Origin of the sequence: Maribacter chungangensis, from assembly GCF_042676845.1 — a bacterium.
GTDB lineage: Bacteria > Bacteroidota > Bacteroidia > Flavobacteriales > Flavobacteriaceae > Maribacter > Maribacter chungangensis.
On record NZ_JBHTHY010000014.1, the window covers coordinates 58,084 to 82,954 of the forward strand.

At 41.7% G+C, this 24,871-nt stretch carries 22 protein-coding genes and 1 pseudogene; 6 read left to right on the forward strand and 17 right to left on the reverse strand.

The window, feature by feature from the left end; all coding sequences use genetic code 11:
• The first annotated feature begins 30 nt into the window (after positions 1-30).
• A complete protein-coding gene (locus ACFQZJ_RS14630) occupies positions 31-612 on the forward strand; it encodes a hypothetical protein (protein WP_379935582.1) in 582 nt (193 codons plus the stop codon).
• Between the two features lie 738 nt (positions 613-1,350).
• Here the strand turns inward: ACFQZJ_RS14630 and ACFQZJ_RS14635 are convergent.
• The 9 genes from ACFQZJ_RS14635 to ACFQZJ_RS14675 form a co-directional block, all read right to left on the reverse strand.
• Positions 1,351-2,202 (reverse strand): CPBP family intramembrane glutamic endopeptidase, encoded by an 852-nt coding sequence (locus ACFQZJ_RS14635; protein WP_379935583.1) that lies wholly within the window; start codon positions 2,200-2,202, stop codon positions 1,351-1,353.
• A gap of 196 nt (positions 2,203-2,398) precedes the next feature.
• The gene (locus ACFQZJ_RS14640) at positions 2,399-3,451 is read right to left on the reverse strand and encodes an alpha/beta hydrolase (RefSeq protein WP_379935584.1); all 1,053 of its coding nucleotides are present in this window, start codon (positions 3,449-3,451) and stop codon (positions 2,399-2,401) included.
• Positions 3,438-4,892 carry a serine hydrolase domain-containing protein gene (locus ACFQZJ_RS14645; RefSeq protein WP_379935585.1) on the reverse strand — a complete coding sequence of 485 codons (1,455 nt, stop codon included), beginning with the start codon at positions 4,890-4,892 and terminating at the stop codon, positions 3,438-3,440. The genes ACFQZJ_RS14640 and ACFQZJ_RS14645 overlap by 14 nt, the downstream gene beginning before the upstream one ends.
• Positions 4,879-6,057 carry a hypothetical protein gene (locus ACFQZJ_RS14650; RefSeq protein ID WP_379935586.1) on the reverse strand — a complete coding sequence of 393 codons (1,179 nt, stop codon included), beginning with the start codon at positions 6,055-6,057 and terminating at the stop codon, positions 4,879-4,881. Before ACFQZJ_RS14650 ends, ACFQZJ_RS14645 begins: the two co-directional genes overlap by 14 nt.
• Positions 6,057-6,743 carry a hypothetical protein gene (locus ACFQZJ_RS14655; protein ID WP_379935587.1) on the reverse strand — a complete coding sequence of 229 codons (687 nt, stop codon included), beginning with the start codon at positions 6,741-6,743 and terminating at the stop codon, positions 6,057-6,059. Before ACFQZJ_RS14655 ends, ACFQZJ_RS14650 begins: the two co-directional genes overlap by 1 nt.
• Before the next feature lie 110 nt (positions 6,744-6,853).
• The gene (locus ACFQZJ_RS14660) at positions 6,854-7,729 is read right to left on the reverse strand and encodes a LytR/AlgR family response regulator transcription factor (protein WP_379935588.1); all 876 of its coding nucleotides are present in this window, start codon (positions 7,727-7,729) and stop codon (positions 6,854-6,856) included.
• Between the two features lie 690 nt (positions 7,730-8,419).
• Complete coding sequence (locus tag ACFQZJ_RS14665; RefSeq protein ID WP_379935589.1) at positions 8,420-9,094, reverse strand: ABC transporter ATP-binding protein; 675 nt, start codon at positions 9,092-9,094, stop codon at positions 8,420-8,422.
• 3 nt (positions 9,095-9,097) lie between these two features.
• Positions 9,098-10,360, reverse strand: a complete 1,263-nt coding sequence (locus tag ACFQZJ_RS14670) for an ABC transporter permease (RefSeq protein WP_379935590.1) — start codon at positions 10,358-10,360, stop codon at positions 9,098-9,100.
• Entirely contained in the window at positions 10,357-11,463 is a 1,107-nt protein-coding gene (locus ACFQZJ_RS14675; RefSeq protein WP_379935591.1) for an efflux RND transporter periplasmic adaptor subunit, read from the reverse strand. The genes ACFQZJ_RS14670 and ACFQZJ_RS14675 overlap by 4 nt, the downstream gene beginning before the upstream one ends.
• Before the next feature lie 243 nt (positions 11,464-11,706).
• Here ACFQZJ_RS14675 and hpf point away from each other — a divergent pair, with 243 nt between their 5' ends.
• On the forward strand, positions 11,707-12,006 hold the full coding sequence (gene hpf / locus ACFQZJ_RS14680) for a ribosome hibernation-promoting factor, HPF/YfiA family (RefSeq protein WP_379935592.1): 300 nt from the start codon (positions 11,707-11,709) through the stop codon (positions 12,004-12,006).
• Between the two features lie 60 nt (positions 12,007-12,066).
• On the opposite strand, the gene ACFQZJ_RS14685 is transcribed toward hpf, so the two are convergent.
• On the reverse strand, positions 12,067-12,483 hold the full coding sequence (locus ACFQZJ_RS14685) for a hypothetical protein (RefSeq protein ID WP_379935593.1): 417 nt from the start codon (positions 12,481-12,483) through the stop codon (positions 12,067-12,069).
• A gap of 496 nt (positions 12,484-12,979) precedes the next feature.
• Complete coding sequence (gene trxA / locus ACFQZJ_RS14690) at positions 12,980-13,279, reverse strand: thioredoxin (protein WP_379935594.1); 300 nt, start codon at positions 13,277-13,279, stop codon at positions 12,980-12,982.
• Positions 13,280-13,398: 119 nt separating this feature from the next.
• Here trxA and ACFQZJ_RS14695 point away from each other — a divergent pair, with 119 nt between their 5' ends.
• The 3 genes from ACFQZJ_RS14695 to ACFQZJ_RS14705 all read left to right on the forward strand — a co-directional run bounded on the left by ACFQZJ_RS14695 (position 13,399) and on the right by ACFQZJ_RS14705 (position 15,571).
• Positions 13,399-14,241 (forward strand): universal stress protein, encoded by an 843-nt coding sequence (locus tag ACFQZJ_RS14695; RefSeq protein ID WP_379935596.1) that lies wholly within the window; start codon positions 13,399-13,401, stop codon positions 14,239-14,241.
• A 127-nt stretch (positions 14,242-14,368) separates the two neighbouring features.
• On the forward strand, positions 14,369-14,761 hold the full coding sequence (locus tag ACFQZJ_RS14700; RefSeq protein WP_379935598.1) for a hypothetical protein: 393 nt from the start codon (positions 14,369-14,371) through the stop codon (positions 14,759-14,761).
• Positions 14,762-14,908: 147 nt separating this feature from the next.
• Positions 14,909-15,571 (forward strand): hypothetical protein, encoded by a 663-nt coding sequence (locus tag ACFQZJ_RS14705; RefSeq protein WP_379935600.1) that lies wholly within the window; start codon positions 14,909-14,911, stop codon positions 15,569-15,571.
• Between the two features lie 133 nt (positions 15,572-15,704).
• Here ACFQZJ_RS14705 and cls read toward each other — a convergent pair whose 3' ends face one another.
• From cls to ACFQZJ_RS14720, 3 genes and pseudogenes are all read right to left on the reverse strand, one after another.
• A complete protein-coding gene (cls, locus tag ACFQZJ_RS14710) occupies positions 15,705-17,108 on the reverse strand; it encodes a cardiolipin synthase (RefSeq protein ID WP_379935602.1) in 1,404 nt (467 codons plus the stop codon).
• 470 nt (positions 17,109-17,578) lie between these two features.
• Positions 17,579-18,706, reverse strand: a complete 1,128-nt coding sequence (gene galK / locus ACFQZJ_RS14715; RefSeq protein ID WP_379935603.1) for a galactokinase — start codon at positions 18,704-18,706, stop codon at positions 17,579-17,581.
• Positions 18,707-18,773: 67 nt separating this feature from the next.
• Positions 18,774-18,878 (reverse strand): annotated as a pseudogene (locus ACFQZJ_RS14720) (hypothetical protein); the annotation flags it as partial.
• Positions 18,879-19,406: 528 nt separating this feature from the next.
• Here ACFQZJ_RS14720 and ACFQZJ_RS14725 point away from each other — a divergent pair.
• The gene (locus ACFQZJ_RS14725) at positions 19,407-21,071 is read left to right on the forward strand and encodes a hypothetical protein (RefSeq protein WP_379935605.1); all 1,665 of its coding nucleotides are present in this window, start codon (positions 19,407-19,409) and stop codon (positions 21,069-21,071) included.
• On the opposite strand, the gene ACFQZJ_RS14730 is transcribed toward ACFQZJ_RS14725, so the two are convergent.
• The 3 genes from ACFQZJ_RS14730 to ACFQZJ_RS14740 form a co-directional block, all read right to left on the reverse strand.
• On the reverse strand, positions 21,058-21,957 hold the full coding sequence (locus ACFQZJ_RS14730) for a flavin reductase family protein (protein WP_379935606.1): 900 nt from the start codon (positions 21,955-21,957) through the stop codon (positions 21,058-21,060). The genes ACFQZJ_RS14725 and ACFQZJ_RS14730 overlap by 14 nt on opposite strands.
• A gap of 202 nt (positions 21,958-22,159) precedes the next feature.
• Positions 22,160-23,395 (reverse strand): fumarylacetoacetase, encoded by a 1,236-nt coding sequence (fahA, locus tag ACFQZJ_RS14735; protein WP_379935608.1) that lies wholly within the window; start codon positions 23,393-23,395, stop codon positions 22,160-22,162.
• Positions 23,396-23,651: 256 nt separating this feature from the next.
• Positions 23,652-24,815 (reverse strand): homogentisate 1,2-dioxygenase, encoded by a 1,164-nt coding sequence (locus ACFQZJ_RS14740; RefSeq protein ID WP_379935610.1) that lies wholly within the window; start codon positions 24,813-24,815, stop codon positions 23,652-23,654.
• Positions 24,816-24,871 lie beyond the last annotated feature (56 nt).

The following is a 24,871-nucleotide window of genomic DNA, read 5'->3' on the forward strand; positions in this document are numbered from 1 at the left end:
TTGTACAGCGCTAATCTTAATTAAATAATAGTGAAACATATTCTTTTCCAATCGGGTTGGTCGGTACTATTCGCAATTCTTCTTACAACACATGGTTGCAACCAAACAAAAACAACCAAAGACACTGACTTTGAACAAGCAGTGCGAACTAAAGCAGTGGATTATTTTGAAACGTTTTCCGAACGTACCGATTGGAACAAATTCTGCTCATTTTATCGAGAAGATGTCCATTTTAAAGATATCGCCCTGCAATTGGAATTGGATAGCCTTTGGAAGTTCAAAAGGTTTTACAAATGGGATGAGGAAGGCAATAGGTTCAAGAAACTATTTCCAGAGCAAAAACACCTTGACCTAAAATCACTCGTTGTAGAAGGATATACCGTCGCAGCCAAGGGAAACGTTAATCCCTTTTATTATGATGGCTCACTGATAGATACCGAATGGGGTATGGAATTTACAATATGGCTGCGTTTTGATGAACATCTGAAAATCATCGAACAGATTGATTGGATGGAATACGACCCAGCTACCCTTGAAAATACAATTAAACGATGTAGGGAAAATGGTTCTGAGGCTATTCCGGAGTGGTTGAATTTATCTAAAAACGATTAAAGTATAGTCACGGTAAAGCCCCGAAAAAGCGAATCGCAGAGAATTTTACAGCACGCGGAACCCATACCTAAAAAATCAACGGTTTTATCATTTGATATGGTTTTGCACTTCTTATTCTTTAGACATCCACTTGTACCTTCTCTTGTGAAACTTCGCATGTACTGGCAAAAGAATAACAACCAAAAAGGTAGCCAAAACCACAATAAAGGAAGGCTCCGCGACCAAAAATGAGTAGAATACCAATGGAAATTGGTATAAATCCAACACCAATACCATACTCTTGAAGTGATTTTCTTAATCGGACCATTATGTCACTTCTAAATTGGCATCTTTAGCTCTTGTAAGGTAAGCTATAGCCCCTCTGAACTATCTCCAAAAGTCATTTTGACGTTTACTTAGATTACCGTGCACAAAAAAGGGAACCTATAGTTTAAGGGATAAATATAGAACAACGGTACGAACAACAACACTGCATTGCGCATCTCTGTTCTGCCATTTTGAAGCCGTATCGCTGGTAAAAGGTTTTATGGCTGTGCCAAATGGTCAGCCATATTATGGTATATACTATAAAATTTTACAACGATGCTGGTAACTAAAGATAGGTCTTTGGCACTTCTGAGGTGATGACCGATAAGGTAATCGCAAACCCAAAAATAGCATCGGTCAGGGCCTGTACTCTTGAGCCTTTTAATCCGCGATAGCGAAACCCATCGGCAGCTCTTTTTTTTGTTCGTTTTGCTACTTTTTATTTGATTTTGAAGTGATGATGTGCCTATCAATTTTGGTATGGCTTTCATCGGAATTCCTTCTAACCAATACCACCGCCAACAAAATGATCAGTGCCACTTGAATAAATAACAGGTTTTTGCTGGTAAAAAGGTCTGCGCCCAAAAACCCCATGGTAAAATTGAATCCGCCATGAAATAAGATGGCCAAAAGAACACTGCCCTTGGTGCGTTGGTACAGCCAAGCAAAGATGACCCCCATTGCCGTCAATAGGGGGATGTACGCCAATAAGGGAATATTACCTACCGCTTTCGGTAACCGCCACAATAAAGGCAAGTGCCATAGCGCCCAGAGCAAACCAATAACAACCCCCGAAACTCTTAGGCTGTACTGCTGTTGCAACCGCTCTTGGGCATAGCCCCGCCAACCCAACTCTTCGGCAATGGGGCCTCCTAAAAGTGTATTGATCACAAAAAAGAGCGGGGCCAACAAAAACGCCAATCCCCATTGGTCCCTTTCTAGCCCCATGCCTTCTACGATTACGCCGTAATCCAATGGGATATCCACAAAAATGGTATACAGGGCAATTGCAATAAGCGCACAAAGTAGTATTGCAAATACCGCAAACAGATAGTATTTGAAAGGTACCTTAAAAATCAAGAGTCTTTTCAATAGTTTCTTTACCCCTTTTTTTCCGTTATCATAAGCCGTTAATACGAGGGCCGCGATGGTGGGGCCCCAAGCCCCTGGTAGCGCCCAGAGTTCGTTCACCTCGCCATCAAAGTAAAAAGGGCTCCACAATACCCAAGAAATTAAAAACGTTAGGGCAAAGTATCTCACTATTTGTTTGTTCTGTGTTTTCATTTCACTTCTTCTTAAACTGTTCCATTAAGGAAATTTGGTTCGATGTCGATTTCATTTGATTCAAAACTTTTTTAAGATGGTTTAAAGTTTCCGGTTGACGCCCCTTATCATGGTTTTAGAACTGGTCGCCAATGATTTGGGGCCTTTATGTCGGGACCGGGTTCTTTTCTATTCCCCCGGCACTCATTACCTTTCTTTATAGTCTTTTCAGATACCCTGAAATTGTGCTGTGCAACACATCCGGTTGGTCCAAAAAAGATTGATGCCCAGATTTTGATAGTATCACGAGTTTGGAATTTCTCAAAAGCTTATGAGCATCATGCAGCTCTTCGGGTACGGCAATGGCATCATAACGACCTGTCAACAATAAAACTGGATGGTTGATTTTTGGAAGCAGCTCCCAAACCGTAGTTTGTTCTCCAGCGTCCCAAAGGGCTTTTTCGGCATACCAAAGCCTATCACCTACAAGCTTGTTATCTTTCTGGTTCAAGTATGTAAAAAGATTGTAGGGTTTTGAGAAAATTACGTTGAGCACCATGCCCAGGCCCGTTTTCCGTTTTGTTGCCGAAAAGGCATTATCGACATAGTAATTCCACTTTTTTGAATCTTCAATTGTGCCAATGGAATCTCTTTGCACCATCCAGTCTTGGGCTTCCTTCCAAAAAACAGTATCCACCTTTTTCCCTAAAAAATGCTTGCTAAGGTTCTTTAAATAATTAGGTCGGTACTTCTGGTAGCGTTCGGGTGAAAAATCGGTTGTAATCGGAGTATTCAACACCATGGCAGATGAAATAAATGAGGCCTCTTCAGAAAAGTTTGCCAAACACCTCAAAATGTCTTGACCACCAAGGCTGTGACCTAGTAAATGAATAGCTGCACCATACCGCTTTTTTAAAGCTTTGGCTATGCGGATAATGTCTTTGGATACTTGGGTTGCCGTAATTTTTGAAGTATCAATTTTCTTGATGGGTTTGTTCAACCCTCTTTGGTCAAAATAGGCAATGGCAACTTCTGACTCTAACGTCTTCTTCCATTTTGGATAATTTGACCGCCCAAAGTCAATACCGGTATCAGCACCGCCCCCTTGAACAAAAAGTAAAACCTTTTTACTCTCTGCATTACCGCGAACAAATACGGGCAGTTCTTTTGTTTCTGGTTCGGCGTAAAAGAAATCTTTTACCTTTTGGGCAGTTGTGGTTTGTATGGCAACAATTACCAGAAATAGCACAATAGGTCTAATCATTTTCATCGGTCAAGATTTTTTTACCAGTAATTTCCCGAGCCTTCCAATAGGCATCTTTTTCTGTAATGCCCTTTACATTAAAATCATGTAGCCATTTCCCCATAAATTCATCGTTGTTGAATTTTAAATAAAAGTCAATGAACATGGGCGATACAGCTACCGCATGGAGTTCATTGGTATCAAGCGTTGTGACGATGAGCGGGCAGGTGATGGTTTTTTTACTTCTTTTAAAGCTGATGCTTCCGTGAAGCATACCATCTGTATTTAACGTCAGTAGTAATGTGCCTCCCGTTTTTTTATCATTAAGGGAAGTAGTGGTTATGTTCCAACTTCCCACAACATCCTTGGCCTGGTTCATAGCAACTCCTTCTTCTTCGGCAAATAATTCGGTTATGGTCTGTGCCTCACGATCATTGAAGAACACATGGTCACCTGTATTGCTCAAATAGGCCAAGACCACTTCTTCTTCAGGATAGATGACCAAATGCGCCACACTGGTGGGCAACGAACCGCTATGAAAAAAGACCTTTGTACCCAAGCGGTTTGTACCTGTTTCCCAACCCATTCCATAAAAAGTTGAGGTACCATCTTTGAGCAAATACGGTTGGGTCAATACCTGTTTTGTTTCTTCATTTAGGAAATTGGAATTGATGAGCTGATCTCCCATGCGAACCAAATCCTCTGCCGTAGAGAGATACCCACCGCCAGCGTACATATAACTTCGGTTTTCAAAAGGGGTCAGTTTTCGTCCTAGTTTTTTGTGATGGACATAAAACCTACTTTTTTGGTCAATTTCTTTATGGGGAAAATCAAAGGACGTCTGTTTCATTCCCAGTGCATCCCAAGTGTTCTGCATTAGGTTGAAAAAAGATGTTCTGGATGCTTTTTCCATAACTGCGCTCAAAAGCACCCATCCGTAGCTTGAATACAAAAATTGGGTTCCAGGTTCAAAGGATAGAGGGTCTTCTTCAAATCGTTTTAAGGCATCTAAAACCGTAGGATACTCTTTAGTGTTGAATTCCTTATCCTTGGAATTATAATGACGGATGCCCGAGGTTGAAAAGGCCAAATGCTTTGTTGTAATGGTAAACTTCTTTTTAGGAAAGGAAGGCAAATAAGTATTTATGTCTTTGTGGATGTCCAATTTGCCTTGATCTATTAATTTACCCAATGCCATTGCAGTTACCGGTTTTGAAACACTGGCAATTCTAAATTTGGTTTTGGTAGATACTTTGGTCCTATTTTGCAAATCGCTAAACCCAAACCCCTCGGACCAGACCAATTTTCCTTTGACCATTACGGCAATTTGGCATCCGGGCAGTTTTGTTTGGGTCTTATGGGCTTCTACCAAGAATCTTGCCTTTTGTATTACGGCCTTATACTCTTGAGCCTTAACATTACATATCGCAACCAGGTAAACGAACAGTAATCGATTAATCTTTCGCATCGCTTGGGTTTAGGCTTATTTGAATTTCATTACCCGCTAAGGTCTCTACCGTTAATACCTCAGCATCCCATATTTTAGCGCTATTTAAAAAGTAATCGCAATGGGATGTAAACATCGTTTTTGGTTGCCGTCCGTTAACTGACCTTAGGGTGTCCCCGATTTTTAAGGAGATTTTAGGGTTGGTTCTATTGACGATCCAAAGGGAATCATTTAGAATACCTGGTATAAACGTCTTGCTCTTGTCTATGGTTATTGACGAATTGGGCCTGAGCAGTACAGTGTTATCCTCATAATTTAAATAGATGGTAAAATGCTCTAGAAAATCGTTGCCTATCAGTGCCTTGTTCAGGGACGAAAATTCAACGGGAATTTTTGCTTCATAAGCTCCGAGTTTTACATTCAAGTCCTTAACTATCAACGTATCTCTATTAGATCCAAAGATGCCTGCGGTAGATTGGTCAATTAGTGTCTGTGTGCTTTTAGAGGGAAAATGTTTGGCATATTCAAAAGGCACTACCAAACCACCATTGTAGCCCAGATCAAAAATGACATTTTCGATTAAACGCCCCTCAATTTCAATATCGACTTTTGGTACCCCGGATAAAAAGGAGGTTGAAAAGGGTATTTGTTGCAGTTGTTCTTTATCGGCAACGACGAAAGGCACTTTAGATACTTTCATTGTTTTTTGTTCATAATCAATCTTCCAATGGGCGAGTTTGATCAGGTTGGCGCCTATTATGCCAGCTTCCGCAACACACGGACTGTACGATTTTGCGTCGTACTTTAATCTGCCCGCCGCAATGTTCAGGAAGCATGCACTTGACATCTTCATGGAATCCAGACTGGTGATCTCAATTTCCCGTTTTATACCTTGAGCCGTACCGTTGTTTCGTTTGGTAACGGTGCTTAGCCCCAGCTCTTCCGAAAGATGGTATTCCACTTTACTTTGAAAGGCCCCGGTATCAAAAATGAAACTGCCGGTTTCTTTTGAATTATTGATTTGGGCATCTACCACAATAAGTTGTTTGACATACCGAAAAGGTACGGTGGTCACCGTATCTGAAGCAAAGCCAGATCTGGCCTGAAATCTTAATTCATTAATGGTGTTGCAAGCCGCCAATGTGAGTAGCAACACTACAACCAATACCAAATAGTTATTATTCATTAGAGTATCGTTTTTCTAGGATTGAACTTTCTTTCAGTTCGATTCTGCCAAAACAACAATAACGGAATACCGATGATGGATGGCAGCGCAAAAGCCAGGTAGGGGTTCATAAGGTCGAACCTTGTAACAATGGTAGATAAGAAGGCCGTAAACGTTGCTATGTAACCGCCCATCATGTTGCCAATATGCGAGAGGTACCAATGGTAGGATTTGTTGGGCCTTTTGATAAACGGACTTAGATTGGCATAAGAAATCAACAGACCGCCCAAGCCAAAACCGACTGACAATAAGGCACCCCCAGAGGTAAACCCGTTTGAAAACCCCAAATAGCTACCATAACCAACAAAAATTAGATTGACCACAGTATTTAAAATACCGGCAAACCAATCGAACCAGAGGGGATTTTGTTTTTTATGCAGTTGTTTTAGTTTTAGAATTCTAACCCCAGCGAACACGCTGTAGTAGCTTAAGAAGGCAATAAGAAACAAGAAAGCATTATGCCGAAACCCGGCTACTACGATACCTGTTAAGAAAACGCAGGTCATGGCATAGAAATAGGTTTTACCCGATTGTCCATGCCATTTTTTTCCTTTGCTGCTGGCTATGGCCATACCGCCGCTAAGCAGCGAAATAGAGCCTACCAAAATATGTAGGTAGAGGACATTGTTTACAATGGTTTGCATCATGGTTTTTTAGTTCACGAGGCAAAATTGCCCATTTCCAAGGGTTGTAACACCCTATTCAAAGGGCTTTGTGATTATCGGGATGTATTTGTGATGTTTGGGAGGACAAAGGGCTAGTTGCCCTCTAAAAATTTGGAAACCTCTTTAACCTTTGCCCTAGAAACAGGTATGTTCGTTGCAACGCCTTTTAGTTTTAACTCTAAATTTCTGGCATTGCCTTCTACTTTGATAATGTAATTTCCGTTGACGATAAAGCTTTTATGACATCTTAAAAAGCTAGTATTTGGTAGTACAGCGGTTATCGATTTCATGGTATTGCGGATCAACTTGGTTTTGATGTCATCCATATCATGGTAATATACCTCCATATAATTACCATCCGATTTCATAAAAATCAAATCGTTCGGGTCAAGTCGTAATTCGATGTTTTGGTTGTCTGACTTGATCAACAACTTTTCCCCCGGTTGTGAAGAAATACGGGTCGTTGCCCTTAACTTTTTATTCTCTGTAGCTAAGTAAGTGGTCAAGCTGGTGGCCTTCTTTACCTGTAGCTTTTGATGATGGTACTGCTCAAATAGTACCGTAATGATGATGGGGAAGATACTGATTCCGATGGTCAACGATGCTGTTTTAAAAACTAAGGCAACCACGGTTTCTTCATTGTCACGAAGAACAAACAGCAACACGCTTATGGCAATGATCATGATGCATACCACAGAAAGAATAAGAAGTATTTCTTTACCTATCGTCCAATCATCTTCATTCATGGCCGTTGGCAGCAGTTTTTTTAATAGGGGCACCGATAAGCGAATGCACAAACCAACCAACAGGGTAGTGAAAAATGCCGCCACGCCCCTTTCTATTGGCTCCAAGTTCTGAAAATAGGAAGGGGCCAACAACAAAATCAATAAAAACGTAATGGCACTGGGCACCAAAACGCTGAACTTGTTGAAAATAAATGGATGTGGTTTATTTAAAATACTAATCATAACACTAGATTAAAGATATACAATCTTTAAAAACTAGAATGACAAATCAAGTTAAGGTAACCGCTATATGCGACTTCTAGTCAAAATCTAAGTATTTACAATTAATATGTTTTGACAATTTAAATAACTAGGTCTATTTTCTCTCCATCTCACTTAAATCTATCTGATATGGCAAAGTGGTGTTCATTATCAAATTTATAAAATCATATAAGCACCAATTGGAAGTTATTACCAGTGGTTAAACACAATATTCGATTGCCAATCTTATCGAAAAGCACTAAGGAAATAAGCTCACTTAATTCCCTAAAATCAAATTTAACAACCCTTTTCAGCACCTTTGAAATAACGATGTCGTATACACTACCGTATACGGTACGCTAAAAAATTAAAGAAAATACAACTATTAATTTTCTGATTATCAATGTTTTAAATTATTAAATAGCACGCCCAACTAAACTCATAACCCAAAGGTCACTGGTCCCCCCGAAATTTCGGGGCTGTTCCCGCTACTAAGTACAAATAAGGCTTCATTAGAATATGATGCTTTTTTATTAAAAGAAAAAAGGGTTAGGGACAAGAAGTTTATCCCGCTTTTATATCGGGAAGTCTAATTCTGTATTCCATCTAAACAAGACCTTAAAAGAAGTCAGAAGCCTCTATTGCTCTACATGCTTTAAACCCCAATGAGCATCAACCCAAAATCCTCCCATCCTCCATCTCTATGATCCTATCGGTGCGCTTGGCAAAATCATGGTCATGGGTCACTACTAGTAGCGACAGGCCTTCTTCTTCTTTTAACCTTTTAAAAATATCGAATACGTTTTCCGAGTTATGACTGTCCAAATTACCCGTGGGTTCATCACCCATTAAAATGGTGGGGTTGTTTATTAGCGCCCTTGCAATGGCGACGCGCTGTTTTTCCCCGCCCGATATTCTAGAGGCACGTTGCTGCGCCAAATGGCCAATATGTAACATTTCCAATTTTTCCAGGGCATCGCGCTCAATTGCTTCATGTGATTTTTTGGCCAATTTTTTGGCGGGGAGCATTACGTTCTCAAGCACACTGAACTCGGACAGCAAATAATGGAACTGGAACACAAAACCAATATGCTGATTACGTATGCGGGCGAGTTCCTGTTGCGAGCGTCCCGTGACCAAGGCATCGTTCAAGAACAGTTCGCCGGTATAATCCGTATCCATAGTAGAAAGAACATATAACAAGGTAGATTTACCCGAACCCGATTTGCCCATCACCGAAACAAACTCGCCCTGTTCCACGGTCATGGAGATATCCTTGAGTACATGAAACTCCTTGGGCTTATGAAAATATTTATCGATATGTTTCGTAGCTAGGACTTGTTTCATGGCCTAAGTTCCTCTTATAATTTCTACGGGATCTATATGTTTTGCTTTTTTGGACGGTAAATATCCTGCGATAAATGTAGATACCAAGGCGAAGACCAGCCCAATGAGATAGTACATCAATTCAAAGGTTACGGGGTAAGTGGTAAGGGTAGGCATGGCATCGGTCTCAAATGGGGCATGGTCTATGGCTACGGAAAGTAAAAATCCTAACAGCAGACCCAGTAGCCCGCCTACCGCGCCAATAAGCACGGCCTGACTCATAAATATCAATTGTACGTCGTTACCCGAAAAACCGGTGGCCTTTAAAATGGCGATATCCTTCATTTTTTCATAAATAAGCATGTTGAGAATATTGTAGATTCCAAAACCGGCCACGATGAGCAGGGCTATGGACACGGCGTAGGTAATAAGGTTTCTAATGTTGGTACCGGTCTCAAACTGGGCATTGGCCTCGTTAATGTCGGTCGCCTTTACCGCGTATTGCTCCTCTAGACTGTTGGCCATGGACGCGGCCTTGTCCATATCCCATAATTTCACGTTGATATCCGTAACATAACTGTTCACTTCGCCCAAAATGCGCTGCACGGTCTTTAAATTAGCATAACTCTGTTGGTTGTCTACCTCGGCGATACCGCTTTGGTAAATTCCCACGATCTTTAAGGGAACTACGTTGCCTGCCACGGTACCCACCTGTACCCGGTCCCCAACGGAAAGCGACATTTTTTCTGCAAGGCCATAGCCCAACAGAATGCCATTGTCCGTATTCCGCAGGGCTTCCGGTGTGCCGCTTACAATATAATCCTCCATATTGGAGAGCCGCACTTCTTCCATAATATCTACCCCAACCAAGCTACCGCCCAGTTCTATGGAGCCCGCCAAATAAAACAACTGCGCCCGTAGCTGTGGCGTGGCGCCTTTTACATTCTTGTCCGCTTTCAGCTTGTTTAACATAGGCAATGCGTTGTGTATTTTTAGCTGCCCCTGCTTTGGCCGTATGGAAGAAATACTATTAAGGCCATCCTTAAATTGGGGGTACAACGCAACGGGCTGTTGTTTGGACGGTTCTATTTCGTTATAGATATGGATGTGGGGGGTCTGGTTAAGGATCAAATCGTCCAACAGGGTATTGAGTCCGGTCATAAAACTTACCAAGGTAATGTAGGCCCCAATACCAAAGGTCACCCCAAGGGTTGCCGTCACCGTAGATTTCATTTTGGTGAGCAAATGCGTTTTGGCGATATTGAGGATTACGTTCCAATTGGTCATTGCCTTGGTTTTAAGATATAGGTTTGTGCATCCAGGCCTTTCAAAACCTGAACCCTATCCAAATCCTGCAGCCCCAACTGTATGGTTTGCAGCCCGGTTTCCGTTCGTACCTTATTGCCTTCCAAAAGATAGTCCCGCGGAATCACAAGGGCATCGGTTTGCTGGGCTACCACGATATTTGCCTCACCGGAAAGTCCCGGATACAGTACGGCCGGCGGGGCATTAAAAAGGGCCTCTACGGTAAAGGTCTGTGAACGTTCGTCCTTTTTAGGATAGATTTTGTGTACACTGGCTTCAAAAACGGTAGCGGAATAAGCATCGAGCACCAGCAATACTTTTTGCCCCGTTTTAACGTTTACGATATCTACCTCATCTACCAAAAGGTCAACAACAAAAACGTCACTGCTCCCTATTGCTGCCAAGGGTTCCATTATGCTTACGATCTCTCCCGGATTTTTATACAGTGCGTACACCGTACCATTAATTTTACTGGTTATACTAAAGTCGGTCGTGCCCACCCTTGCACTGCTATAGTTGTTACGTGCCTGCTGCAGCTGGGTACGGAGTTGGTTCTTTGTGCGTTCGTATTCATGTTGTAAACGTACCAGATTATTGTGCGATAGTTCAAACGCCAATTTGCGATTATCATATTCCATTTTGGACCCGATGTTCTGCTCCCATAGCCGTTTTTGACGGTGGTAGTTGACGGAGTCGTTCCTGTAGCGGAGCGCTGCCGCGGCGATCTCCTCCTCAATACCCCGTAAAACGCCAGAACTGCCGCTGTAGTTTTCTTTGGCCAGTTCCAAGCTAAGCTTTGCGTTCTCCGTATTCAGTTCTGGAGCTGTATTTGTAATCTGTGCGATTACATCGCCCTTTTGCACCGTATTGCCCTCTGCAACCGTATTGGCTTCCAGAATACCCGATACAACGGCGTATACCTCGTACAGACTATCTGGCTGAACGGTGGCCGAGGCATATACCGACTGGGTAATCGTCGTTTTTTGCGGTAGTACTTTTTCCTGATCGGATTTACAGGCCACCATCAAAAAAAATACAAAAACTATCCCTGCAAGCGATACTATATCGGTTTTTATGCGTCTCATTTGTTGCGGATCGTATAGGTGCCAAGGTATCCAAGATGTGGCAAAAGAAGAATGACAAATATCATATCGCTCACCAGGTCCGTGAGTTTTCCATGCACCGGGTGAAACCTAGTCCCAACCTGATAAATATCATTTTATCCGGATGTAAATGGCACTATTTTAGTCCTATCCTTAGCGGTAACACCGAACACATAAAAGCTTAGTTTTTTTTTAAAATATAACCATCAGTAAAAATCCATCATTATGCAAATAAACATACAGTACGTACACATGCCCACCAGTGAAGCCCTTAACAGCATCATTACCAAGAAACTGGAGAAACTGGAACACAAATTCAGTTGGATCATTAAGGCCGAAGTATTCATAAAACAGGAGCATAGTGGCTCGGGAGACATTAAAATTTGTGAAATTGAGCTCAGTGCCCCAGGTCCAAGGATTTATGCTTCTACAAAAACAGATGACTATGAAAAAGCGGTAGCGGGCACCATTAAAGATTTGGAACGGCAGCTAGAAAAACGCAAACATAACTTTGCAACGCACTAAAAGCACCGCACCGCCCTAATCAAGGTCTGTTCCCATCCCAAAAATGGCAATGGACCTTTTTTATATCGCACCTGTGAACAGTAGACGAAGTTTACCCAATAATACCAGCTCTGCCTTGTTTTTCCCGGAAAACGAGTTTGCTATGGCGCTAGAGGTTTCAAAAATCAGGTTTTTGATGGAATCTGAAAATAAGGAGGTGTGTTCTTTGTAAAACTCGCTAAAGTCGTCAAAACAATCCTTGCTTTTTTTATCGGCTTCCATAAGCCAGTCAAAAACAATCTCTATTTGAAAAGCGGCATCCGTACCATAATCGTCCTCGATATCATCTAAAGGAAGCCACTTTTCCCTAATCATATTCTTTAGCACAGCCACCTCTTTGGCGTGTACGGTGCCGTCTGCATTGGCGAAGGCAAAAAACAAACTCCCGGTCTTTTGGTAAAAATTCTTTCCAAGGGCATCCGAATATGGTCTTTTCATATCAAATTATTTTAACATTTGGTCTAAGCTAAATATATGCCGGAACATGATACGCCACAATGATAAAAGTCAGTATTCCATTTTATCTTATGCCTATAGGCATTAAAAAGGCCAATACTTACCTAAAATAAGACTAAAAATCTTGGTATTACAATGCCTGGCGCGCTAGGTTTCCCAAACTTCAAGTGTATTATCCTACGAGTACAGATAAACTAAAGTGGACACAAGTTCATGGTCGGCGCAGCGTATAAATGGTCCTTATTAAACCTAAAAAATAAACTACCTCGGGGCAAGCCCGCGAGGCATTCGAAGGAAACGAACCTTTAATTTCGAGGCAAGCCTCGGGGTATTATACCCTTTGGCGGTGCCAATCAAAACAATTTAAGGCATAAAATACATAAGCAAAATAAATGTATACGGTACGCCGTACAAAGAATTCTAGAAACCCAAGCCCGCTTTCACCAAACAAGCCTTGTACATACCCCCCTTGTATTTCTTAGGATACTTCCTTGATCGCACCAACAATCTCGTGCTTGGGCAGGGCTCCGGATTTTCGCCATACCTGCTTGCCATTTTTAAACAATATCATAGTAGGTACTCCCCTAACCTGATACTTACCGGCCAATGGTTGATTTTTATCCACATCGATCTTTACGATTTTTACGGCATCGCCCAAATCTTCCTTTACAGCTTTTAAAATCGGCGCCAGGGTTTTACAAGGTCCGCACCACTCGGCAAAAAAGTCGACCAAAACCGGAGTTTCGGATGCTATTATCGTATTAAAATTCGCTTTCATACCATGCTCATATTAAACCTGCAATTTACAAAATCGGTGCTATTGTAAACTGACCAATATCATGGTTTTTTGTGTTGAATAGCGATAGTTTTGCTATTGAACCTATAAAATGCCTTATAATGCTACGTATACTCCTCCCTACCGATTTTTCTGAAAACTCCTATGACGCTATTCAGTATGCCCTAAAAACCTTCAAGAATGTAGCGGCCGAATTCTATCTTTTACACACCTATATGCCGCCCGTATACCACGCAGAATATTTAGTAGGCAGTCCCGGGCTTATTGGTCTGGGGGACGCTATACGGGAGGCTGCGGTAGAAAACCTTAAAGAACTTAAGACACGAATAGAAAAAGAACACCCAAACGACAAACATACGTTTACCTACCTTGCCAACCTTAATACGCTTACCGGTGAAATAGACAGAATAGTCCCGGACGAAAAGATAGACCTCATTGTTATGGGCACAAAAGGCGCAACCGGAGCCAAGGAAATATTGTTCGGCACCAATACGGTAGATATTATAAAAAAGGCCAGTTGCCCTGTACTAGCGGTTCCGCCCAATTTCGAATATGAAGTGCCCAAGGAAATTTTGTTCCCTACAGATTACGAAGTAGCTTTTAAGACGGCACCTTTAAAAATACTACTTACCATTGCACGGCAACATATTTCAAGTATAGAAGTTTTGCATGTTTCCAACGGGTATGAACTCACGGAAAAACAGCTCAAGAACCAAGAGCGCTTAGATGCCGAACTCAAAGGTATCGCCCATCTTTTCCATAATGTAAACAATCAAGAAATCATAACGGCTATCAATAATTTTCAATTGAAGCATAAGATGAACCTATTGGTCATGGTTCAAAACAAACACACTTTTGTAGAGCGACTTTTTATTGAGCCGGTGATTAAAAAAATAGGATTTCATATCACTATTCCGTTTATGGTGCTACCCTATTTCGACTAAGTTTAATGGTGTCGTTGGGCATAGAGTGTATCGTGAATAGCGGATATTATAACATTTAAAAGGCAGAAAAAAATCGAAGAAAAGTCTGTACTACTGCTAAAATTTTGATCGTGATTAAAATAAAAAAATGGCACAAAGAAAGGAAATAGGTTTAGAAGAGCTCCATTTTGATGTACAAGGATGGAAATCTAACCTGCACCATACCGAAGTTGAACTCTGGTTTATGGATAAACTACTACATTCCAATGCATTTAGACCGGACACACACAACCTGTTCGAACGTTTGGAAGAATATAAAACAAAAGTCAAGGCCATATCCGATAACAAAACGCAACTTCAGGATTCGATCGCCATCTATGAAAATAAACTAGGTGGCATAATGGGGCAAACGCTGGCGGACAATGATGCGAACCACCTTGAGAAACACCACGCGTTAAGAGAGAAGATTATGGAGTACAGGTCCCGATTTAAGGAGCTGAAATCCGAGCTGTTCAATTATACCGGTAGCATATTAAAGTGAGAAGCTAAAAAAATGGAAATGAGGTCAACTTAAAAAAAAACAGCCTTTTATAATAATTACTTTTTACTGCTACTGTCAATTGTTACTTCCAACTGCGTTAATCATTACGTTGCTAATACACCAGCGAGACAAACTAAAATAAAAAAAATGAAACCTGGAAACTTTAAAAAACAACTATTACTTTTTTTGGTCGTAACCTTATTGTGGAATTGTAAATCCACCGAACTTGTAAGCAATTGGAAAGACCCTGATACGGTCCTGTTCCATGCCTACAAAGTGCTTATCGTTGGCATGACGGAAAATGATACCGTACGGGAAGAATTTGAGACCAAAATACAAGCAGAGTTCCAAAAACGAAATGTAGAGGCCGTAAGAAGTACAGATCTATTCGATGTTGATTTTAGAGTTTCAGAGCAGTCGGAAAAACAACTTAACGAGGTAGAGGAACAGTTATTGGACAAGGATTTTGATGCTATTTTATTTACTAAAATAATAGGCTCCGAAAACAAAAAGACATTGCGTAGCAGGCTCGCCGATACCGATAGGCTGTTTAACACGTTCAGGGATGATTATCTAAGCAATCAGGGTATTTTTTATGAGGACAGTTACTACGACAATTATACTGTATTTCATGCTGAAACAGCACTATACTGTATTTGTGTTGGTAAGGAACGGGAAACCATTTGGAGGGCAGCTATAGACATCACAGAACCGAAGAACTTTCAAAAAACAATAGACGAATACATAAAACTTGTGATATCATCTATGGAGGAGGAAGATATTATCTTTTATGATGCGGCTATAAAATAAACTACCTCACTCGCCTTCCATCAAATCATTACCCCCTTTGTTTGGATACGAAGAAGTGGAACATCACCGGCCGTAGCACCCCGAATTTAAGATCGACCCTATATTTGAGTTTAAATTTGAGTTTAAGTTTGAACTACAGCACCGGGCTAAAGACCTTTCCAAATCCTTCCTTCAGTTTATCCGGCCAAGGTCTTTTGAGGTATTCGGCATAGGTTAGTACCGAACATATTTCACTATCCTGCAGAAAATCGTCCTTCAACAATTTGGCAAAAGCTTTATCATAAACAATGGCATTTACCTCATAGTTCTGGTCAAAACTACGGTCGTCCAAATTAGCGGTACCAATACTCACGATAGCGTCATCGCTTATCATGATCTTGCTGTGCAAGAACCCATCGGGAAACAGGTAAATTTTAACCCCGGCCCTCAAAAAAGCCTCAAAGTAAGATCGCACACACCAACCTACGATGGTACTATCCGTTTTTTCTGAAATCATAATGCGCACATCAACACCACTTAGTGCCAAGGTCTGCAGGGCCTGCAACATGGGAGCATTGGGAATAATATACGGATTGGTAATATACAGATATTCACTAGCGGTATTGATAATGGAAAAATAAGCCTGTTTTACACTGGGAAAATCGTCGTCCGGACCACTGGAGACTATCTGCACCCTTTTCCCTTTTCCGTTTAACAGGGTATTTGCCAATGGTAGCAGCGCAATTTTCTCCTGACTTACAAGATACCAATCCGTTGTAAAAACATAATCCAAATGCATGGCCGCAGTGCCCTTGATCCGTAAATGCATATCGTTCCAGTTTCCCAATGTAGGATCTCCTTTTAAATACTTATCGGATATGTTAATGCCGCCGGTAAACCCTATGCGGCCATCTACCGTGATTATCTTACGGTGGTTTCTATAATTTATAGAGCGTAGAAACCGTCCAAACTTAAAAGGAAGGAAAGGATACACATCTACCCCGATCTCCAATAAGTTTTTCAGGTACTTTTTACTTAGGGAAAAACTACCGACACCATCATAGATCATTCGGATTTTTACTCCATGTGCGATTTTCTTCGTGAACAACTGCAGCAAACGCTCGGCCAGTTCGCCATCCTCAAAAATATAGTATTGTATATGAATTCGTTTTTGTGCACCGTTCAAGGCTTCAAAAATGGCATCGAAGGTCATTTTGCCATTTTTCAGAAGATATAGTTCGTTGTCATCGGTTACTGGAAAACCACAGTTCGTATGTACCAGTTTTTGAAGTTTTATATAGCTATTTGCCGTTGAAATTTCTTCTGGCGTATAGACTTTCGGTTGGGCAATAGAGAGCGGTTTGCCCAGTTTAAGCAATTTTTGCTTTCGTCTATTTCTTCCTAAAAGCAGATAGAGCAATATGCCGCCCACGGGAATGGTGAAAATTGCCAAAAGCCAGGCCAAGGTCTTGGAAGGTTTTGCACCGTGCAAGAGCAGACTTATCACGATCATAAGTGCAATAAGTACATAGGCAGCGATAAAGATTGTTGGCCACACGAAAGTTTGTTTTAAAGACCAAAGCACATCCCAACGGATGCTTTTAGTCGTTGCATGTTATAAAAATAGTGAAACATACGTTTTGTGCCTATGACAATTCTCAGATGTCAAACATTGCAGAAAAATGACTTGCCTTTTGAATACACTAAATAAAATACACAAAACCTCCCATTTAAAAATACTGGATATCAGTATTTCTTACACCTTTATTTTCGGCGGATAGTTATACGTTATGGTCACCAACTAAAAATAAAAATTCCGTTCAACCAGAAGGCCTCTTTCAAGAGTGGCACAACGTTGAAAACCTTTGTTTAGATGAAGGTTTACCACATTCCTACAACATATCGACATTTTCAATTGAAATCTTTCCATGAATCCGACACGTTAAGTCAACAATACATAGGAGCAATAGCGCTGGCTCCGATTCTCTAATTATAACAGGGAACAAAACACGGAAAAGGCCAATGGTTCTATGACTTATTCAACAGGGAGGTACCATCACTCGGTAAAGTTTCAAACGCACTAAGTTCCAGTGCAAAAGTATCTTTATACAAACGGGAAGCCTTGTCAACAAAAGCGGCTATGGCGTCTTTATGTATTAGGTTTAGCGTGCAACCTCCAAAACCGCCTCCCATCATCCTTGCTCCCAGAATGGCCGGCTCGGTTCTGGCGAGTGCCACTAAAAAATCAAGTTCCCTACAGCTTACTTCGTATTGGGCACTTAGACCCTCGTGCGTCTCGTACATTAGTCTCCCCAAGTCATCAAGGTCATTGCTTTTTAGTGCTTTTACAGCCTTTACAACGCGGCTTATCTCTTCCACTACATAGGAACATCTTTTAAATAATTGTAGTCCGAGTTTATCCTTGGTCTCCTCCAACATCTCCAAGTTTACGTTCCTAAAGGAAGGGACAATCGAAAAATGATTTGCAATATATTTTAGCCCTTCCTCACATTGCGCCCCACGGATATTGTATTCCCCCGTGCTAAGATCATGGGAAACATTGGTGTTCAACAACAAAAGGCTATAGGGATCCAACCGGGTGGGAACGTATTCATATTCCAAGGACTTGCAATCCAAGAAGATGGCATGTCCCTCCTTACCCATTACGGATGCAAACTGGTCCATAATTCCACATTTGGTTCCTACGTAATGGTGTTCCGCATTTTGTCCAATTCGAATCAACTGCCATTTGTCCAGTCCTAACCCAAACAGTTCGTTAAGGCCGTAGGCGAGTCCGCACTCCAATGCGGCCGAAGAACTTACGCCGGAACCAACAGGTACCTTGCTTTCTATCTCGCAATCAAAACCTTCTAGGCCATCCGTTAATTTTTGAATTTCGCTCAGCACACCAATCATGTACGCGTGCCAGCCCTTGATACCTTTTTTTATCTCGTTCAGGTCCACTTTCAGGACATTGGAAAAACCTTTGCTTTTTATGGTACATAGATTTTGGCTACCGTTCTTCACTAGGGTGAAGAAAATATACTTGTCTATTGCCGCCGGCAGCACAAAACCATCGTTATAGTCTATATGCTCCCCGATCAAATTTATTCTTCCGGGAGATGCGACCTGCACCTTGTAGATAGTATTTTCCAAAAAATCTATGTTTAATTTTAAGTACATCCAAAAATACACCATTCTGGGTACAGGTGAAAAACCATAGCTATCGCTTTAAAACAAAACAACCCTTTCTGGTTTTGTCATTTTCCAATTCAAAACTAAACCAATAGGTATCCATTGGCATGGCCTTACCGTTCTTAATAACATCCCAAACATGATCTTTTTATTACTCCGCTATAGACTGAACCTAACTATTGTATATACGGGTTCGCGAAGTTGGCTAATAAAAGTTCGCTTGCACAGACCAGGTATCCTAATAACCATCTGCCTTGGGCGTAAAAAACTTGGGATAGACTAAAACAACATTCTCTTTTATAATGGTTTCAAATCATGTAAGGTCGATTACCGTAAGTTGGTGTTTGCCAGGACTCACATTCCCGATGCTGTTATTGGTATGAAACGGTTCATGATTGATAGCTGTATGGACAGTAGCTTTGGCGGCGCAGTGGTAGTCGCTACCTCTCCATGTACATGCGTTTGAATACTATATAGACTTCCATTTACTTTGTCACAGAGTTTTTCTGTAGCCTGTAAAAGTGTATGATACGTTCCAAAATGGTCTTTTCCCGATCACTAAGAACAACATTTTTCATTATTTACTTCGTTTCAAATATGGAAAAACTTTTTTTATCTACTTTTAGAGTCTAACTAGGTACATAATTCTCAAAAAAATAGTATGAAAAAAACAGCAATCGGTAGTTTAAAAATACTTTTAATCCTGTTGTTGTTTTCTACCGGCAACAGCAATGGACAGTCTAATGCCGGCAGTTCGTACGAGGCGTTAGAAAAACTCTTCCAAGAGTGGCGTGCATTCGAAACTCCACCTTTATTTGAAGGTGCTCCAGACTACCGACCGGAAACTTTTCTTCGAAGGGATGCCAATTTCAAACTTTTTCAACAACGTCTAAACAATCTGGACATCACATCTTGGCCAATTGATAAACAGGTAGACTGGCATATTGTAAAAGCGGAAATGAACGGTTATGATTTTAACCAACGTATTCTAAAACCGTGGGAGCGAGACCCCGCCTTTTACAAAACGATATGGAATTCCCGTAGCGATGTGCCTGCCCACGAAGGACCCACCCACCATGCCGTTTTAGAGGTCTGGCAATATAATTTTCCGTTATCAGAGGAGAGACGAAAGGAATTTATCACCCAGCTTAACGTAATTCCGGCCTTAAATGCACAGGCCAAAATAAACCTCACAGGCAATGCAAAAGATTTATGGATTACGGGCATACGGGACATCCATTCCCAAACCACCAACTTGGAAAACCTAAAGCGAAAACCTGGAATCGGAAAGGACAAACAGGTCCTTAAAGCCATTGATAAGGCGATTGCAGCAACCCAAGACTTGGCAACTTGGCTGAAAGCACGGGCATCATCCAAAACAGGACCATCGGGTATTGGCAAGGATAATTATACCTGGTACCAACAGAACGTTCACCTCGTACCCATGACGTGGGAAGACGAAGTCCTTCTCCTAAAAAGAGAGCTTACGCGGGCGTGGGCAGGGCTAAAATTGGAAGAACATCGCAATAGGGATTTACCAACATTAACGGCAGCCAGCACGCCAGAGGATTATGCACTGTTAAACGAAAAAGCGGCGAACAGTTTATTGTCGTTCCTTGAAGACCAAGATATCGTAACCGTTAAGGACTACTACGAACCCGCACTGAAAGCACATTACGGCAAATTTATTCCAGAAGAAAAACGGAATTTCTTTTGGATTACGGCGCATTATGATCCGCGACCCCTTTTTTCTCACTTTTACCACTGGTTTGAGCTTGCCCGTATGGACAACGAACCGCACCAAAGCAGTATTCGGAAAAACGCCCTTTTGTACAATATTTTCGATTCGCGAAACGAGGGTATGGCTACGGCCGTGGAAGAATTGTTTATGCAAGCGGGCTTGTATGACGATAGTCCGCGTGTGCGGGAAATCGTATATATTATGATCGCCCAACGTGCCGCCCGTGGACTAGGTTCCTTGTATGCACATGCGAACGAAATGACCATGGAAGAGGCCGGCAAGATCCATTCCGACTTTACCCCAAGGGGATGGATGAAGACCGAGAAAGAGCTACTTATTTTTGAACAACACCTGTACCTAAGACAACCAGGTTATGGAACCAGTTACATTACCGGTAAATATTTGGTAGAACAAGCCTTGGCCGAATATGCCCGAAAACTGGAAAACGACGGCACCGAGTTCCAACTTAAATCCTTTTTTGACGGATTGAACAGTATTGGTAATATTCCTATTAGTTTGGGACAATGGCAATTGACGGGAGACAAGGAACATCTATCACAACTTGAAGCTTTTAGCCCAAACTAAGCAAAAGGGCAAGTGCATCATTAGCCCGATTGGTTTCTATCCACTTTTTGGCCAATTCGTGGGCTTTTTCCTTTAACCAATGATTATCAGATACTTCCAATATGGAAATAACTTCGGTATCTTTTTGTATATCTGCAATTGCTTGGGGAGAAGGCAGGCGTTCTAAATTCCCCAAACGGCCTAAGTTATTTCCGGTAAGCACGGTGCTCTCTACAACTACTTTTGGCAAATTATCCACCCCAATACCTTTGGTGCGCAAAGGTTTGGGGATTTCAAAAAGGGAATCACCACTGGAGCGGGTGTACCAACTGCCGCCCATTCTACCGATCAGGTCTAATCTTTGGGTGTCTAACTGTCCCTCCGCATCCAAATATTCTTCTTGGATATGCATACGCTCTACTCGTGCTAGGACTAGATTTCCTGCTCCGGGCGCATCCGCCAGGGGAATTACTTGGGTTACCGTACACTCTAAAGCTACCGGTGCCTCCCCTACCCTTGGAGGGGAAACTACATCGCTCTTCACTTGTGTAAATCCTGCCTTTTCAAATTCATTTACGCCTTTATCGTAAGCTGTACTAGCAAGGGACATCTGCTCTACCATGGGGTAGTTGACGATATTGATGACCACCTCAGGCACTTCCAATACGTTTTGATGCGTATGTTTCATGCTACCATCGCGTCCGCTACGGGCGGGAGAAAAGATAAGCACGGGCGGATTGGAACTAAACACATTGAAAAAACTAAACGGACTTAAATTTACATTCCCGTCCTTGTCTACCGTACTGGCAAAACAGATAGGCCTTGGCGCTACGGCCGATAATAAATAGCTATGCAATTCCGGCTGTGAAACATCCGAAGGGGAAATGGTTTTTATTTTTTTGTTCATTCGTTTTAATCGGTTTAAAACATAATTCAAAATTATCGACATGACATGAAAATGTCACATTGAGCGCCCCCGACGGTTCGGGGGAAATGCGGATAATCCTATAAACTTATTGGTCTTCGATTGCGCTTGGACTAACACTCATCTGAACAATCAATTTCTATAATACCAAACTATATTTAAGGTTTACGACAACAAATCGACCTTAATCCGCAGGTAAAATAGTTCCACGTACTTCTCCAAAACCAACTTTGATTCCGTCTTTTTCTGCAAAACCTCTCATGATAACCGTATCGTTATCTTCTATGAACGTACGCGTACTGCCGTCCTTTAAGGTAATGGGTTTGGAACCGCCCCATGAAATTTCCAGCATTGATCCGTACGAACTTTCATCCTTTCCGGAAATGGTGCCCGATGCCATGACATCGCCAATATGGATATTACAACCGTTGATGGTATGGTGCGCCAATTGCTGCGCCATGTTCCAATACATGTATTTAAAATTGGAACTGCTCACCGTTTGTTCCTCACCGTTCTCGGGTTGCAGGGCGACTTCCAATTGCACATCGTAATTCTGGTTTCCTTCATATTTCAAATACGGCAATACCTCCGGATCCTGTTTTGGTCCGGCAACCTTAAAAGGTTCCAATGCCTCTATGGTAACGATCCAAGGCGAAATGGAAGAGCCAAAGTTCTTACCCAAAAAAGGCCCTAAAGGAACGTATTCCCATTTTTGGATATCACGTGCGGACCAGTCATTGAACAAAACCAGACCAAAAATATAATCCTCGGCCTCCTTGGTCCCTATACTGGTACCCAATTGCGTGTTTTTTCCCGTGATGAAACCCATTTCCAGTTCAAAATCCAGTCTGCCGGAGGGTTTGAATACCGGCGCGGTAGCATCTTTGGGCATCAATTGTCCTTTTGGTCTTTTGATAGGCGTACCACTTACTACAATGGACGATGCCCTGCCATGATACCCGACCGGAATATGCCTCCAATTTGGTAAAAGCGCGTTCTCGGGATCACGAAACATTTTACCCACGTTGGTAGCATGTTCTATACTGGAATAAAAATCGGTATAGTCTCCAATGTGAACCGGTAGATGCATTTGTACATCGGCCTGTGGGACCAAGATTTCCGGTTTTTTCTTTAGGGGAGAATCGGCATCGATCAATAAGCCTTGTACATCTAGTCGTACCTTATTGGTTACTTCTTTTCCCAGACCGATAAATTCGTTCAAGGTGGATTGTCTGAATACGAAGGGAGAAACGTCTATCAGTTCCGCTTCGGCCAAGGCGGCCAAATCTACAATATGATTTCCGATGGCGATACCCGCCCTTGTTTTTCCTTTTTTCTTTGAAAAGATGCCAAAAGGCAGATTATATATACTAAAATCAGAATCGGCCGGAATGTCCAGCCAAGATGTAAGTTTTTTCATGTATGTTTTTTAAATATCTAATAGCTTTGTAACTTATTAGTAATTAGTATTCTTTAGTTCTAACATGGCTTAAAAGTCAATTTTTAAAATTATATTGTCAGTTCGAGTGAAACCCTGTAAGTGGTTTTTTATCGATAACTTTTTATACTATTTAGATTTCTCGATACGACTTTTACTCCCGAAATGGTCGAAAAAGTCACTCGAAGTGACATCCTAACACAAAGTCGTATTCTTTATTATAGTGCCATTTTTCACATCACTCCTTATCCAACCACGACTTAAAATACTTTCCGTCATCAATTTTCATTGCATTTTCGGTGAGTTGAAGCGGCTTAAAGGTATCGATCATTACGGCCAACTCCTCGGTCTTTGTTTTGCCGATACTTGCCTCGTAGGTTCCCGGATGGGGACCATGGGGAATACCTGCAGGGTGCAATGATATATATCCCGGACCAATACCGGTCCTACTCATGAAATCGCCATCTACATAGTACAACATCTCATCCGAATCTATATTGGAATGATTGTAAGGAGCCGGAATGGATTTTGGATGATAATCATACAAACGCGGGCAGAAGGAACATATCACAAAAGCACTTGTTTCAAAGGTCTGATGCACTGGTGGCGGTTGGTGCACACGTCCTGTAATAGGCTCAAAATTATGGATCGAAAAACCGTAGGGGTAATTATAACCGTCCCAACCTACCACATCAAAAGGATGTGTGGCATAGACCAAATGATGTAGCATGCCCTGTTTTTTTATCTTCATTACAAAATCACCCTTCTCATCGTGCGTTTGAAGGTCTTGTGGCAGCTTATAATCCCGCTCGCAGAAAGGCGAGTGTTCCAGTAACTGTCCAAACCAATTTCGATAGCGTTTTGGCGTATAAATGGGATGCGCAGATTCTGCGTACAAGATGCGATTGTCCTCCGTATCAAATTCCATCTGATATATCATTCCCCTCGGAATAATGAGGTAATCCCCATATTCAAACGGAATATTCCCTAAGAAAGTTTTTAAGGTTCCCGTTCCCTTATGAATGAACAGCATCTCATCTGCATCGGAGTTTTTATAAAAATATTCCGTCATGGATTTTCTTGGAGCAGCGAGACCAATTAACACGTCACTATTGACCATCATAGGTTCGCGCGAGTCCAAAAAATCGTCTTTTGGCGCCACATCAAAGCCAACAAGTTTACGGGAAGCAATATTTTTGGCCACGGCAATCTTTGGGGTCATGTCCATAGCCTTTCCTATTTCCTTAACCTGGGTAGGCCTGTGTACATGGTAGAGCAATGAGGACATGCCATCAAAACCGATCGTTCCAAATAATTGCTCATAATACAAGTTTCCGTCAGGTTTCCGAAACTGGGTGTGCCGCTTTTGTGGAAATTTACCTAAGTTGTGATATATGGGCATTTTTTTTAGTTTAAGTTTAAATACAAAATAAAGCCTGTCCGCCGTAACAGGATTCA

Bases quoted from the DNA above. Each gene is read 5' to 3' on its own strand.
- ACFQZJ_RS14635 (WP_379935583.1), bottom strand. From the start codon at position 2,202: ATGAAAACACAGAACAAACAAATAGTGAGATACTTTGCCCTAACGTTT.
- ACFQZJ_RS14640 (WP_379935584.1), bottom strand. From the start codon at position 3,451: ATGAAAATGATTAGACCTATTGTGCTATTTCTGGTAATTGTTGCCATA.
- ACFQZJ_RS14645 (WP_379935585.1), bottom strand. From the start codon at position 4,892: ATGCGAAAGATTAATCGATTACTGTTCGTTTACCTGGTTGCGATATGT.
- ACFQZJ_RS14650 (WP_379935586.1), bottom strand. From the start codon at position 6,057: ATGAATAATAACTATTTGGTATTGGTTGTAGTGTTGCTACTCACATTG.
- ACFQZJ_RS14655 (WP_379935587.1), bottom strand. From the start codon at position 6,743: ATGATGCAAACCATTGTAAACAATGTCCTCTACCTACATATTTTGGTA.
- ACFQZJ_RS14660 (WP_379935588.1), bottom strand. From the start codon at position 7,729: ATGATTAGTATTTTAAATAAACCACATCCATTTATTTTCAACAAGTTC.
- ACFQZJ_RS14665 (WP_379935589.1), bottom strand. From the start codon at position 9,094: ATGAAACAAGTCCTAGCTACGAAACATATCGATAAATATTTTCATAAG.
- ACFQZJ_RS14670 (WP_379935590.1), bottom strand. From the start codon at position 10,360: ATGACCAATTGGAACGTAATCCTCAATATCGCCAAAACGCATTTGCTC.
- ACFQZJ_RS14675 (WP_379935591.1), bottom strand. From the start codon at position 11,463: ATGAGACGCATAAAAACCGATATAGTATCGCTTGCAGGGATAGTTTTT.
- hpf (WP_379935592.1), top strand. From the start codon at position 11,707: ATGCAAATAAACATACAGTACGTACACATGCCCACCAGTGAAGCCCTT.
- ACFQZJ_RS14685 (WP_379935593.1), bottom strand. From the start codon at position 12,483: ATGAAAAGACCATATTCGGATGCCCTTGGAAAGAATTTTTACCAAAAG.
- trxA (WP_379935594.1), bottom strand. From the start codon at position 13,279: ATGAAAGCGAATTTTAATACGATAATAGCATCCGAAACTCCGGTTTTG.
- ACFQZJ_RS14695 (WP_379935596.1), top strand. From the start codon at position 13,399: ATGCTACGTATACTCCTCCCTACCGATTTTTCTGAAAACTCCTATGAC.
- ACFQZJ_RS14700 (WP_379935598.1), top strand. From the start codon at position 14,369: ATGGCACAAAGAAAGGAAATAGGTTTAGAAGAGCTCCATTTTGATGTA.
- ACFQZJ_RS14705 (WP_379935600.1), top strand. From the start codon at position 14,909: ATGAAACCTGGAAACTTTAAAAAACAACTATTACTTTTTTTGGTCGTA.
- ACFQZJ_RS14725 (WP_379935605.1), top strand. From the start codon at position 19,407: ATGAAAAAAACAGCAATCGGTAGTTTAAAAATACTTTTAATCCTGTTG.
- ACFQZJ_RS14730 (WP_379935606.1), bottom strand. From the start codon at position 21,957: ATGAACAAAAAAATAAAAACCATTTCCCCTTCGGATGTTTCACAGCCG.
- fahA (WP_379935608.1), bottom strand. From the start codon at position 23,395: ATGAAAAAACTTACATCTTGGCTGGACATTCCGGCCGATTCTGATTTT.
- ACFQZJ_RS14740 (WP_379935610.1), bottom strand. From the start codon at position 24,815: ATGCCCATATATCACAACTTAGGTAAATTTCCACAAAAGCGGCACACC.